General features: G+C 73.2%; 7 protein-coding genes. 5 read left to right on the top strand and 2 right to left on the bottom strand.

All coding sequences use genetic code 11. The features are described 5' to 3' along the window. Window positions 1–137: 137 nt before the first annotated feature. The gene (locus HDA43_RS03800; RefSeq protein WP_179822732.1) at window positions 138–560 is read right to left on the bottom strand and encodes a PaaI family thioesterase; all 423 of its coding nucleotides are present in this window, start codon (window positions 558–560) and stop codon (window positions 138–140) included. A gap of 68 nt (window positions 561–628) precedes the next feature. Here HDA43_RS03800 and polA point away from each other — a divergent pair, with 68 nt between their 5' ends. The 5 genes from polA to coaE all read left to right on the top strand — a co-directional run bounded on the left by polA (window position 629) and on the right by coaE (window position 7,617). Beyond that, window positions 629–3,346, top strand: a complete 2,718-nt coding sequence (gene polA, locus HDA43_RS03795) for a DNA polymerase I (protein WP_179818320.1) — start codon at window positions 629–631, stop codon at window positions 3,344–3,346. 86 nt (window positions 3,347–3,432) lie between these two features. Next, window positions 3,433–4,569, top strand: a complete 1,137-nt coding sequence (locus HDA43_RS03790; protein ID WP_312872966.1) for a polysaccharide deacetylase family protein — start codon at window positions 3,433–3,435, stop codon at window positions 4,567–4,569. A 250-nt stretch (window positions 4,570–4,819) separates the two neighbouring features. Then, window positions 4,820–6,307: a 30S ribosomal protein S1 gene (rpsA, locus tag HDA43_RS03785; RefSeq protein WP_179818319.1), complete on the top strand. Its 1,488-nt coding sequence runs from the start codon at window positions 4,820–4,822 to the stop codon at window positions 6,305–6,307. Window positions 6,308–6,420: 113 nt separating this feature from the next. Further along, on the top strand, window positions 6,421–6,927 hold the full coding sequence (locus tag HDA43_RS03780; protein WP_312872965.1) for a GNAT family N-acetyltransferase: 507 nt from the start codon (window positions 6,421–6,423) through the stop codon (window positions 6,925–6,927). Window positions 6,928–7,017: 90 nt separating this feature from the next. Next, window positions 7,018–7,617: a dephospho-CoA kinase gene (gene coaE / locus HDA43_RS03775; RefSeq protein WP_179818318.1), complete on the top strand. Its 600-nt coding sequence runs from the start codon at window positions 7,018–7,020 to the stop codon at window positions 7,615–7,617. A gap of 162 nt (window positions 7,618–7,779) precedes the next feature. Here the strand turns inward: coaE and HDA43_RS03770 are convergent, their stop codons facing one another. Next, window positions 7,780–13,539, bottom strand: a complete 5,760-nt coding sequence (locus HDA43_RS03770) for a WD40 domain-containing protein (RefSeq protein WP_179818317.1) — start codon at window positions 13,537–13,539, stop codon at window positions 7,780–7,782. Window positions 13,540–13,549 lie beyond the last annotated feature (10 nt).

Below are 13,549 nucleotides of genomic sequence, written 5' to 3'. Positions count from 1 at the left end.
CCCGGATCCGGCCTCGCAACGTAAAGGATCGGCGGTCCCGCGCGGAGCGGGCACGCGCCTGGAGGCCCGCCGGCCCGCCGGCCCCGCGTGGCCCGGGAGGACCGCCGGAGGCGCGGACGGCGCGGGGCCGTACGGGGTCAGCGGTCGCGCAGCACGCAGGTCAGGCGCGAGGTGCACACCAGGCGGTCCTGCTCGTCGGTGATCCGGATGTCGTAGGTGGCGAGCGTGCGGCCGCCGTGGATCCGGGTGGCGACGCCGGTGACGTGGCCGGAGGTGGCCGAGCGGTGGTGGGAGGCGTTGATCTCGACGCCCACCGCGATCCGGCCGGGCCCGGCGAACAGCGCCGCCCCGGCCGAGCCGAGGGTCTCGGCCAGCACGCAGGAGGCGCCGCCGTGCAGCAGGCCGTACGGCTGGACGTTGCCCTTGACCGGCATCCGGCCGACCACCCGGTCCGGGCCGGCCTCGACGATCTCGATGCCCATCCGGCCGATCAGGGTGTCGGCCTGGGAGGCGCCGAGCCGCTCCCACAGCCGGCGGGCGACCTCGTCGGGGTCCGTCATGGTCAAGGGGATGCCTCCTGTCGTACCGACCCAGGTTTTCTGTCGCACCAGGAGACTAGGCTTTTGGTGTGCCGAAGAACGAAGCGACCCCCTCTCGTCCGTGTCTGCTGCTGCTGGACGGTCACTCCCTGGCCTACCGGGCGTTCTACGCCCTGCCGGAGGAGAACTTCTCCACGACGACCGGGCAGACGACCAACGCGGTCTACGGTTTCACGTCGATGCTGGTCAACGTGCTCCGCGACGAGCAGCCCACGCACGTGGCGGTCTGCTTCGACCGGTCGGAGCCGACGTTCCGGCACGAGGAGTACACCCCCTACAAGGCCAACCGCAGCGCGAGCCCCGACAGCTTCCGCAGCCAGATGAGCCTCATCCACGAGATGCTCGACGCGCTGCACGTCCCGCACATGTCGCTGCCGGGGTACGAGGCCGACGACCTGATCGCCACGCTCGCCACCCGCGCCGCCGACCAGGGGATGAACGTGCTGGTCGTCACCGGCGACCGCGACGCGCTGCAGCTCGTCGACGACCGGATCACGGTGCTGATGACCCGGGTGGGGATCAGCAACATGACGAGGTTCACGCCCGAGGCCGTCGAGGAGAAGTACGGCCTCACCCCGGTGCAGTACCCCGACTTCGCCGCGATCCGCGGCGACAGCAGCGACAACCTCCCCAACATCCCGGGCGTGGGGGAGAAGACCGCCGCCAAGTGGATCCGCGAGTTCGGCTCGCTGGAGGAGCTGGTGAACCGGGTCGACGAGGTCACCGGCAAGGTCGGCGACAAGCTGCGGGCCCACCTCGACCAGGTGCTGCTCAACCGCCGCCTCACCCACCTGCTGCGCGACGCGCCGCTGGAGCAGGACGTCACGGCGCTGACGATCGGCCGGTGGGACCGCGGGGAGATCGACAAGATCCTCGACACGCTGGAGTTCCGCGGCGAGATCCGCGACCGGCTGTTCAAGACGCTCGGCGCGGCCGAGGCCACGGGCGAGGACGGCGAGGCGTTCGAGGTCGACGTCGTGCGGCTCGGCCCCGACGAGGTCGCCGCCTGGCTCGCGGCGCTGCCCACCGGCCCGGGCCACCGCGCGGGCCTGGCCTTCACCGGCTCCTACGCCAAGGGCGCCGGCCGTCTGGACGGCATCGCGATCGCCGTGCCGGGCGACGGCGCGCCGGGCCGGGCGGCCTTCGTCGACCCCGTGGCGCTCACCGAATCCGACGAGGCGGCGCTGCGGGCGTGGCTGGCCGACGAGTCGGCGGCCAAGGCCGTCCACGACGCCAAGGGCCCCATGCTGGCGCTGTGGTCCCAGGGGATGGAGCTGCGCGGCCTGACGTGCGACACGGCGCTGGCCGCCTACCTCGCCATGCCGGGGCAGCGCGCCTTCCCGCTGGAGGACCTGGCGCGCTCCTACCTCCAGCGGGAGCTGCGCGGCCAGGCCGACGACGGCGGCCAGGCGAGCCTGTTCGACGACCTTGAGGAGGAGGCCGCCCGCGACCTGGGCCTGCGGGCGCTGGCCGTGGCCGAGCTGGCCGACGCGCTGGAGGCGTTCCTGGAGACGCGCGGCGGCGCCGGCCTGCTGCGCGACGTGGAGCTGCCGCTGGTGGGCGTGCTGGCCGAGATGGAGCGGGCCGGGATCGCCGCCGACGGCGACCACCTCGGCCGGCTGGAGGCCGAGTTCGGCGCCGCGGTCAAGCAGGCCGTGGAGGCGGCGCACGCCTGCGTCGGCGAGCAGTTCAACCTCGGCTCGCCCAAGCAGCTGCAGGAGATCCTGTTCGTCAGGCTCGGGCTGCCCAAGACCAAGAAGACCAAGACGGGCTACACCACCGACGCCGACGCGCTGGCCTGGCTGGCCACCCAGACCGACCACGAGCTGCCGACGATCATGCTCCGTCACCGTGATCAGGCCAAGCTCAAGGTCACCGTCGAGGGCCTGATCAAGGAGGTCGCCGACGACGGGCGGATCCACACCACCTTCAACCAGATCGTCGCGGCCACCGGGCGGCTCAGCTCCGAGAAGCCCAACCTGCAGAACATCCCGATCCGCACCGTGGAGGGCCGCCGGATCCGGCAGGGCTTCGTGGTCGGCTCCGGCTACGAGACGCTGCTGACGGCCGACTACAGCCAGATCGAGCTGCGGATCATGGCGCACCTGTCCGGCGACGAGTCGCTGATCGCGGCCTTCGAGTCGGGTCACGACTTCCACAAGGCCACCGCCGCGCGGGTGTTCGACATCGCCCCCGGCGAGGTCACCGGGGAGATGCGCGCCAAGATCAAGGCGATGAACTACGGCCTGGCCTACGGCCTGTCCGACTACGGGCTGTCGGCGCAGCTGAACATCCCGGTGGCCGAGGCCAGGGGCCTGAAGGAGGAGTACTTCGAGGAGTTCGGCGGCGTCCGCGACTTCCTCAACGCGATCGTCGCGCAGGCCCGGCAGGACGGCTACACCGAGACCATCCTGGGCCGCCGCCGCTACCTCCCCGACCTCAACAGCGACAACCGCCAGCGCCGCGAGATGGCCGAGCGGATGGCGCTCAACGCCCCGATCCAGGGGTCGGCGGCCGACATCATCAAGGTCGCCATGCTGGGCGTCCACCGCGCGGTCAAGGATGCCGGTCTGCGGTCGCGGATGCTGCTCCAGGTCCACGACGAGCTCGTGTTCGAGGTGGCGCCCGGAGAGCTCGACACGCTGCGTGACCTGGTCGTCGGCCGGATGAACGCCGCCTACTCCCTGCGGGTCCCGCTGGAGGTCTCCGTGGGCGTCGGGCGCACCTGGGAGGACGCCGGTCACTGAGCCCCGGCGGTCGGGATCGTCCGGCCCGCCCGGATCTGCTCTAGGGTGGGTCATCGAGCCGACATCTTCGACGTCACGGGGGTTTCGTGCGGAGTCTGACGCCGTTCGCACAGGTCATCATGCTGGTGAACGTGCTGGTGGTGGCCGTCGCGGTGGTGGCGCTCCTGGTGCTGCCCCCGGCGACCACGCCGGTGGCCGACTGGACGAGGGGGCGGGCGACGGATTCGCCGTCCGCCGCGCCGGACCCCTCGGGGTCTCCGGGCTCCGCGGAGTCCGCGGACCCCGCCCTGCCGTCGGTCGAGCTGCCGCCGCCCGTCCCGGCCACCCCGGAGTTCGCCCGGCAGGTCGGGGCCAACGAGGCCGGAATGGTCCCGGTGCTGATGTACCACCGGATCGTCGCCAAGCGCGCCGCCTCCATCGACCGCACGCCCGCCCAGCTGCGCAAGGAGCTGGAGAGGCTCGCCGAGGACGACTACGTGCCGGTCACCGCGCGCGAGTTCGTCACCGGCCGGATGGACATCCCGGCCGGCAAGCACCCGGTCGTGCTGACCTTCGACGACGGCCACTCCAGCCACTTCGCGCTGGACGACTCCGGCGCGCCGGTCAAGGACACCGCCGTCGGGGTCATCTACGACGTCGCCAGGAGGTACCCGGGCTTCCGCCCGGTGGCGACCTTCTGGGTCAACCGCGAGCCGTTCGGGCTGCGCGCGGAGAAGGACCAGAAGCGCGCGGTGGACTGGCTGGCCTCCCACGGGTTCGAGGTCGCCAACCACACCTGGCGTCACCCCTACCTCCCCGCCATGCCGAAGAAGAAGGTCGCCGAGCAGCTCGCGCGGACCGAGCGGCTGCTCGGCCGGCTCGGAGTCGGGCCGTCGGAGACGCTGGCCCTGCCCTACGGCGCGATGCCGCGCAAGAGGTCCATCGTGCAGGCCGGCAAGTGGGACGGCGTCACCTACCGGTTCAAGGGCGTCTTCCTGGCCGGGGCGCAGCCGTCGGAGTCGCCGTTCACCAAGGGATACGACTGGCGGGCCATCCAGCGGATCCAAAGCAACGGTAAAAAAGGCGAATGTCGTCGATGGTGCTCGCAGTACTGGCTGGAGTGGCTGCGCGACCACCCCGACCGGCGCTACACCGCCGACGGTGATCCGGCCCACATCTCCGTTCCCAAAGGACTTCGCGGTAAGATCAGCTCCCGGAACAGGGGACGGGTGATCGTCTACTGAGCGACCCCGATCACGGTCCGGATCAGCTGATTTCCGGTCCGGACCCCCGGCGTGTCGTGCCCCCGGATTGACCAGGCTCGTCTGGTCTCATATGCTGATCGCTGCGCTGTGGGCTCGTGCGTGTCTCGGACCGAGTGGGCTCGCGCTCGATCAAGTCGGCGTAATCCTCCGGATTCTCCGGCTGATCGGTAAGAGGCCTGCTGCGTGTTCGCCACATCGACATCTGTCCGCGTTCGGAGCACTTCCACACATGACGAGCAGCACTGAGGCCACCTCGAGCACCCCGCAGGTAGCGGTCAACGACATCGGGTCCGAGGAAGAGTTCCTCGCAGCGATCGACCTGACCATCAAGTACTTCAACGACGGCGACATCGTCGAGGGCACCGTCGTCAAGGTCGATCGAGACGAAGTTTTGCTCGACATCGGCTACAAGACCGAGGGTGTCATCCCCTCGCGTGAGCTCTCGATCAAGCACGATGTCGATCCGGCGGATGTCGTCGAGGTTGGCGAGCACGTCGAGGCGCTCGTCCTCCAGAAGGAGGACAAGGAAGGCCGTCTGATCCTGTCCAAGAAGCGCGCTCAGTACGAGCGGGCCTGGGGCACGATCGAGAAGATCAAGGACGAGGACGGCATCGTCACCGGCACCGTCATCGAGGTCGTCAAGGGTGGTCTCATCCTCGACATCGGCCTCCGTGGCTTCCTGCCGGCGTCCCTGGTCGAGATGCGCCGGGTCCGCGACCTGCAGCCGTATGTCGGCCGCGAGCTCGAGGCGAAGATCATCGAGCTCGACAAGAACCGCAACAACGTGGTCCTGTCCCGCCGCGCCTGGCTGGAGCAGACCCAGTCCGAGGTTCGCCAGACGTTCCTCAACACCCTGCAGAAGGGTCAGGTCCGCAAGGGCGTCGTCTCCTCGATCGTCAACTTCGGCGCGTTCGTCGACCTCGGCGGCGTCGACGGTCTGGTGCACGTCTCGGAGCTGTCCTGGAAGCACATCGACCACCCGTCCGAGGTCGTCGAGGTCGGCCAGGAGGTCACCGTCGAGGTTCTCGACGTCGACATGGAGCGCGAGCGGGTCTCCCTGTCGCTCAAGGCGACGCAGGAGGACCCCTGGCAGCAGTTCGCCCGTACCCACCAGATCGGCCAGGTCGTGCCCGGCCGGGTCACCAAGCTGGTGCCGTTCGGTGCGTTCGTCCGGGTCGAGGAGGGCATCGAGGGCCTCGTCCACATCTCCGAGCTGGCCGAGCGTCACGTCGAGATCCCCGAGCAGGTCGTCACGGTCGGCGAGGAGATCTTCGTCAAGATCATCGACATCGACCTCGACCGTCGCCGGATCTCGCTGTCGCTCAAGCAGGCGAACGAGTCCGCGATGGGCGCCGACGTCGAGTTCGACCCCACGCTGTACGGCATGGCGGCGACCTACGACGACCAGGGCAACTACATCTACCCCGAGGGCTTCGACTCCGAGACCGGCGAGTGGCTCGAGGGCTTCGACAAGCAGCGCGAGGAGTGGGAGCGGCAGTACGCCGAGGCCCAGAACCGCTTCGAGGCCCACAAGCGCCAGATCGAGGAGGCCCGCAAGGCCGACGCCGAGGCCGAGGCGGCTCCGACGTCCTACACCGGTGAGACCCAGTCGGCCGGTTCGAGCGGCGGCGGTTCCTCCGCTCCGGCGGCCGGCGCCCTCGCCTCCGACGAGGCTCTCGCCGCTCTGCGCGAGAAGCTCGCCGGCGGCCAGAGCTGACACCGGTCCCGCCGGGCGCAGGCCCTGAGCGAGTGATGTGAGGAAGGACCCCGCTTCGGCGGGGTCCTTTTTCACGTTCCGGCCGCCTCCGGCCGCGGAACCGCGCCCGGACCGTGAAGACCCGCCCCCGCCGTACGGTACGGCGGTGCCGTAGGGTGGCGGCCGTGACCATGATCGAACGGGCCGGACCCGGGGACGCCGGAGAGATCCTGACCGTGCAGCGGGCCGCCTACGTCAGCGAGGCCCAGCTCTACGGGGATCCGTTCATCCCGCCGCTGGTGGAGTCGGCCGAGCAGGTCCGCGCGGCCGTCGAGACCGGCGTCGTCCTCGTCGCCCGCCAGGGGGAACGGATCGTCGGCGCGGTCCGCGGGAGGATGTCCGGCACCACCTGCCTGGTCGGCCGCCTCGTGGTCGCACCCGACGCCCAGGGCCGCGGCGTCGGCGGGGCGCTGCTGGCCGCCCTCCACGCCGAGGCCGCCTCCGCGCGGGCGTTCGACCTGTTCACCGGTCACCTGTCGGAGAGCAACCTCAGGCTGTACCGGCGTCACGGCTACCGCGAGACCCGCCGGGAGCGGATGAGCGACCATCTCACGCTGGTCCACCTGCGCCGCGAACCCTGACCCGCCCGGGACCCGTCCGCCGGGGTCGGCGCACGCGGAGGCAGCCCGGCCGAGTCCGCTCCCGCCGCCCGCCGCGTTATGCTGCCCGTCATGCTGAAGGTGGGACTTACCGGCGGAATCGGGTCCGGCAAGAGCGAGGTGTCGCGGCGGCTGGCCTCCCTGGGGGCCGTGGTGATCGACGCCGACCGGATCGCCCGCGAGGTGGTCGAACCCGGCACCGAGGGGCTGGCCCGGGTCATCGAGGCGTTCGGCGCCGGGATCCTCCGTGCCGACGGCACGCTCGACCGGCCGAAGCTCGGCTCGATCGTCTTCTCCGACCCCGAGAAACTCGCCGTCCTCAACGGCATCGTGCACCCGCTGGTCGGCGCGCGCGTCGCCGAGCTGCAGGACCGGGCGGACGCGGACGCGATCGTGGTCTACGACGTCCCGCTGCTCGCCGAGAACGGTCTCGCCCCCATGTACGACGTGGTCGTGGTGGTGGACGCCGCCGACGACGTCCGGATCGCCCGGCTGGTGGAGCTGCGCGGCATGGCCCGGCAGGACGCCGAGGCCCGGATCGCCGCCCAGGCGAGCCGTGAGGACCGGCTCAAGGTCGCCGACATCGTCGTGCCGAACGAGGGATCGCTGGAGGAGCTGACGGCCCGCGCCGAGGAGGTCTGGGCCGAGCTGACCACCCGCGCCCGCACCTGAGCCCGTCCGCGCCCGCACCTGAGCCCCCCGCGTCGCCCGGAGCCCGTCCGCCGGACCGCTCTGGCGCCCGCCCCACCGTGAGAGGCCCTCCCACCGTGAGAGGCCCTCCCACCGCGAGAGGCCCTCCCACCGCGGGAGGCCCGCGCGGCCCGGGGCCGGACGTCAGAACTCGGCGTCCAGCGGGATCCGGCCGGCCACCGGCAGGTAGGCGTCCAGTTCCCCCGGCTCGAACCGGCGGGTCCCCACGGCGTACCAGAACTGGCCCGCCACGTCGCCCACCAGCTTGTACCGCCCGTCCGGCGCGATGGCCGCCCACCCCTCGGCCAGTCCCAGGAGCGAGACCCGCCGGGCGGGAGCCGTACCGGGGCGCAGATCCCACAGGATCACCACGCCGTCGTCGCCCGCGCTGGCCAGCAGGTCCCCGCCGGGGGCGAAGGCCAGCGACCAGATCCGCCGGGTGTGCCCGGTGAGGGAGTGCAGGTGCCGGCCGGTGCGGGCGTCCCAGAGCCGCACCGACAGGTCGTCGCCGCCGGTGGCCAGCAGTGAGCCGTCCGGGCTGCAGGCGGCGGCCCACAGCCGCCCGGAGCCACGGGTGAGGGCGCGCCGGAGCTCCGGGCGTTCCCGCCGCAGGTCCCACACCAGGGCCTGGCCGTCGTTGCCGGCGCTGAGCAGCTCGCGGCCGTCCGGACTGAAGGTCACCGCGTACACCCGGTCGGTGTGCCCCTCCAGGACGGCGACGCACTCGCCGCTCCCGATCTCCCAGATCCGCACCAGCCGGTCGTCGCAGCCGGTCGCCAGGCGCTCGCCGTCCGGGCTGAACGCGATGGAGCGGACCCGGCCGTGGTGGTCGGCGAGCCTGACGACCCGCCGGCCGCTCGGCCGGTACCAGACGCAGACGCTGTCGTCGTCGTTGGCGGTGGCGATGTGGTCCCCGGCGGGGCTGAACGCCTCCGCCCACACGTGGTCGGTCTCGACGTCCAGCTCCCGCTCGTAGTCGCCGGTGGCGGCGTTCCAGAAGTGCACCCCGCCGTCGTTGCTGGCGGTGGCGAGCGTGGGCCCGGCCGGGCTGAAGTCGGCGGAGATGAGCCGGTCGGCCTGCCCGGTGAGCTCCCGCAGGCGGCGGCCGGTGCGCGGCTCCCAGATCCGCACGACCCCGTCGTTGCCGCTGGTCGCCAGCATGCTGCCGTCGCCGCTGAACCGCACCGAGGTGATCTTCCGCCCGTGGCCGCGCAGCACGTGCCGGCACTGCCCGGTGACCGGGTCCCACAGCCGGGCCGTGCCGTCGTTGCTGACGGTGGCGAGCTGGCCGCCGTCGGGCCGGAAGGCGAACGGCCAGACCGAGCCGCGGTGCCCGGTCAGCTCCACCCGGCCCCGGTCGTCGGAGACGTCGCGCAGGTGGACCGCGCCGTCGGAGTCGGCGCTGGCCAGCAGCGCTGAGTCGGGGCTGAACGCGACCTGGTAGACCGCCGCGCGATGGCCGGCGCGCACGCCCCGCGAGGCGCCGGTGACCGGGTCCCACAGCCGGATCTCGCCCTCGGTGTCGCCGGTCGCCAGCAGCCGCCCGGACGGGGTGAAGGCCAGCGCGTAGACGCGGCCGGCGTGCCCGGTCAGCTCGTGCAGGACCCGCCCGTCGCGGGGGTCCCAGATCCGCACCGCGCCCTCGCGGCCCCCGGCCGCCAGGAGCGTGCCGCCGGGGTCGTAGGCGAGGCGATAGACCCGGCCGCGGTGGCCGGTCAGGGTCCGGACGAGCGCGCCGGACCGCACGTCCCACATCCGGATCGTCCCGCCGGCGTCGCCGGTGACGAGCGTGCCGCCGCCCGCGTCGAACGCCGCGGTGTAGATCGGCGCCCGGTGCCCGGCCAGCTCCCGGTACGGCAGGCCGGTGGCGGTGTCCCAGAGCCGCACCACGCCGTCGGCGCCGCCGGCCGCCACCAGCCGGCCGCCGGGGCCGAACAGCACCGGCCACACCCCGTCGCGGTGCCCGGTGAGCACGTGGGACGCCTGCGCGGTGACCGGGTCCCACAGCCGGACCGTGCCGTCGCTCGCCCCGGTGGCCAGCAGGTCGCCCGAGTCGTCGAAGGTGACGGCGTAGACCCGCCCGCGGTGGCCGCGCAGGTTCCTGATCGGCAGGCCCGTGGAGCTGTCGCACAGCAGCACCCCGCCGTCGTCGCCGCCGATCGCCACGGTCTCGCCGTCGGGGCTGTAGGCGACGGGCTCGGGCAGCCTGCCGCTTTGAAAGTGGTAACCGTACGGCACGCCGATCGCCGCCGGGGCGAGTTCGGTCTCCACCGGGTGGCCCGGCGCGATCGCGGCGCCGCGCAGCTCCGGGACGCCGGTCACCGTACCGGTGACGTCGATCAGCGCGGCCCGCTGCCAGCGGCTGCCCGCCAGCGCCGCGTCCCGCAGGTCCGCCCTGGCCAGCCGGGCCCGGGTCAGGTCGGCGCCGCGCAGGTCGGCGCCGGTGAGCCTGGCCTCGTCCAGCAGGGCCCCGGTCAGCCGCGCGCCGCGCAGCACGGCGCGCGACAGGTCGGTCCCGGCGAGGACGGCGTCGGTCAGGTCGGCGCCGGTGAGGTCGACCTCCCGCAGGTCACGCTCGGACAGGTCCTCGCCGCGCAGCACGGCGCCCCGCAGGTCGGTCATCGCGGGCGTGCGCAGCCTGGTGGTGATCCTGACGGCGTTGGCCCGGGAGACGTCGCCGGCGTCCGGGTCGGCCAGCACCCCGGCCGCCCAGGACCGGCAGGCGCGCACGTCGGCCAGGTCGCACAGGAACTCCACCGTCAGCTGCGACAGCGGCCTGCGGGCGAGCGCCGCCGGGGCGGGGAACGTCGCGGCGACGTGCCGGGCGACCAGCCACTCCACGACGGAGGAGTGGATGAACCCGAACAGGCCCTCCTCGGTGCGGACCAGCAGGCTGCCCGTCCCGACCGCGTGCGCGGTCTGCCCGCCGGTCAGCTGCCCGTCGGCCAGGCCGGTCAGCGTCTCGGCGGCCTCGGCCAGCTCGGCGGGCCGCAGGTACGCCTCGCCGCTCTCCCACAGCCGCAGCGCCAGCGCCGTCACCGCCTCGCGCAGCTGCCGGGCGCGCAGCCCGGTGGTCGCGCCCGGCACGCCGTGTACCCGATGCTCCTCGAAGGTGAGCCAGGAGCCGATGATCTCCTCGTACAGCAGCGCCGCGCTGATGGTGTGCCGGGCCCGGGCGACGGTGGCCAGGCGTTGCCCGTCGAGGTCGGCGATGAAGCCGAGCATCCGCGGGTTGCTCGCCAGGCCCAGCAGGTCCCCGATGTCGCTCATCAGCGAGAACCGGTCGCCCGCCGCGTCCTCGTCGCCGCCGTAGCGGTTGACGAGGTAGGAGCGGATCTGCGGCCGGGTGAAGTCCTCGATGCTCAGCAGCCGCCGCTGCGGCAGCAGCCCCACCCTCTCGCCGAGCTTGGTCAGCACCTGCGCGCTGGACTTGAAATGCTGGGTACGGCCGGCCACGACGATCTTCGCCTTGTCCTCGGCCGCCTGCAGCAGCGTGTCGAGGTGGTCGGCGGCGCGGTCGTAGGTCACCCGGGTGACCAGCTCGTCGAACCCGTCGAACAGCAGCACCACGCGGCCCTGGCGGAGCATGTAGTGGAACGCCTTCAGGTCGATGACGTCCTCGCCGTGCCCGGCCAGGTGCGCGGCGACCAGCCCGTCCACCGAGTGCGCCTTGTCCAGGGAGCGCAGCTCGATCAGGATCGGCACCAGGTGCGGCAGCTCCACCGGGATCCGCCGGGCCAGCTCGCGCAGCGCGAAGGTCTTGCCGTGCCCGAAGTCGCCCAGCAGCAGCAGGAACCGGCCGTGGTCGGCGGCCAGCAGCCGCATCAGCTCGTCGGTCAGGCCCTCCCGGACCTGCCCGCCGGGGCGGTCCAGCTCCCGGAACCGCTGCGGCACGTACAGCTCCGGCGGGTAGCGCCGGTCGGCGCGCAGCCGCGCCGTCTGGTCGGCGACGTATCCCGTCAGGTCCATCAGCCCCTGGAACTCGGTGAAGCTGCGCAGCCGCAGCCCCCGCCGGGCCGTCTCCTCGCGCAGCGCCGGCGACGGCGGCGGCCCCTGGTAGACCAGCTCGGCGCCGTGCTCCATCCCGGAGGCGTGCACCTGGCCGGCGAACGCCTCCACCTCGCGCCGGGTCGGCTCCCCGGCGTGCGCGCCGATCCGCAGCTGCCGGACGAAGCCGTCCTCGGGGTAGGTGACCAGCAGCTGCGGAACCTCGCCGGGAATCTTCCTGATCTTGACCCGGTCGTGCCGGGCCTCGCACACCTCGGCGATCCGGTCGAGCAGCAGCATCGACGGGGACGGCGCCCGCTCCGGCCCGGCCGGGCCGGGCCCGGCCGGCGGCAGGGCGGCGGGGCCGGCGAGGCCCTCGGGGGAGTCGGCCGGGGCGAACGTCAGCCCCGTCGCGTGCCACCGGCGCGTCACCTCCTCGGTGGGCGCCGGGTCGTCGCGGTCGCGGTCCCAGCGGCGCAGGCCGTCCGCGGTCACCTCGATGATCCGGTGGCGTCCCGGGGCCAGGGCGGGCAGGCGCAGCGCGTCCCTCGGCCCGGCGCCGCCCCCCGCCTCCGGGCCGTCGGCGGCGGACGCGCCGCGCGTGCCGCCGGTGCCGTGCAGCAGCAGGTTGAGCCGCCCGGCCAGCAGCCGCTCGACCGTCGCGGCGTCACGCAGGTGGGGGGTGACGGGTGGGTGGCCGACCGCGCCGACCCGCAGCCAGCCCGCCTCCTCGAACGGCCGCAGCCGCTCGGCGAACCACGCGGCCTGCGCCTCGCCGACGAAGCCGTAGCCGTCCTCCTCGCGGTGGCTCATCGCCATCGTGGAGTTGAGCCCGGCCACCACGACCTTGAGGTCGGGGACGGCGAAGAGCGTCCACGGCTGGGCGCTGTCGAACTCCGGCCCGTCGAGCCCCAGGTAGAGCTCCTCGAACAGGGCGGCGAAGTGCCGCCACTTGGGCCAGTAGGGCGGCTGCGGGCGCACGTCGTCGGCCTCGCAGTTGCTGAAGTAGGCCCGGCAGGCGGCCTTGGTGACGTCGCGGGGGCCGGGCACGACCACCAGCCGCTGCGGCTCCAGGCCGAGCAGCACCCGCAGCCCGGTCAGGAACGCCGCGGCCTCGCCGAACTCGCGGCGGCTGCCCGACTCGGTGAGGTCACCGGTCACGATCATCAGGTCGGGCCGCGGCGCCCCGGCGTCCCGCATCCGGGTCAGGTCGGCCCAGATCCGCGGCTGCAGCTCCTCGGCCGTCAGCGGCTCGTCCTCGGCGGCCAGCCCCCGGCCGAACCGGGGGCCCGCCACGTGCAGCAGCGTCACCGGCCCGCGCGGGCCCCGCGCCGGCGGCCCGGCCGGGTAGGCGGGCGGCGCCACCGGGGTACGGCGGGCCCGCGCCGGCCCGTGCCGGGACGGCGCCGCCGGGACCTCGCCGGGGACGGCCGCCGTCCCGCCGGTGAGGGCCGGGCCGACGGGGAAGGACGGCCGGTCCAGTGGCTTGGCACGGCCGGCCAGCGCCTGCTCGATCCGGTTCAGCAGCAGCGCCCGCGCCTCGTCGGCGCCGGTCACCCCGACCAGGTCCACCCAGGTGATCGTGGCCAGCAGCCCCTCCAGCGGGCAGTCCTCCAGCCGGATCGTGACCAGCTTGTTGGAGGGGTTGTCGGGGTCGGCGCGCAGCGCGGCCTGCCACTCCATCCGCCCCCAGCGCGACCTGAGGTAGTTGCGCGACAGCACCGCGACCACCAGCGCGGCCTCGCTGACACCGCGGTCCATGAACTCGATGAACTGGGTCCCCGGCACGAAGTCCCACGCCTGGATCATCGTGCGGTAACCGGCGGCCTCCAGCTCCCAGGCGATCCACGACGCCCAGCGTTCGTCGGCGGGGGAGTAGCTGACGAAGATGTCGATCGGCCTGTCGTCGCGCGCCATAGCGATCACA

Source organism: Streptosporangium sandarakinum (genome assembly GCF_013409935.1).
GTDB classification, from domain to species: domain Bacteria; phylum Actinomycetota; class Actinomycetes; order Streptosporangiales; family Streptosporangiaceae; genus Streptosporangium; species Streptosporangium nondiastaticum.
This window is presented reverse-complemented; position numbering and strand designations above follow the sequence as displayed.

Bases quoted from the DNA above. Each gene is read 5' to 3' on its own strand.
- coaE (WP_179818318.1), top strand. From the start codon at position 7,018: ATGCTGAAGGTGGGACTTACCGGCGGAATCGGGTCCGGCAAGAGCGAG.
- rpsA (WP_179818319.1), top strand. From the start codon at position 4,820: ATGACGAGCAGCACTGAGGCCACCTCGAGCACCCCGCAGGTAGCGGTC.
- HDA43_RS03770 (WP_179818317.1), bottom strand. From the start codon at position 13,539: ATGGCGCGCGACGACAGGCCGATCGACATCTTCGTCAGCTACTCCCCC.
- HDA43_RS03800 (WP_179822732.1), bottom strand. From the start codon at position 560: ATGACGGACCCCGACGAGGTCGCCCGCCGGCTGTGGGAGCGGCTCGGC.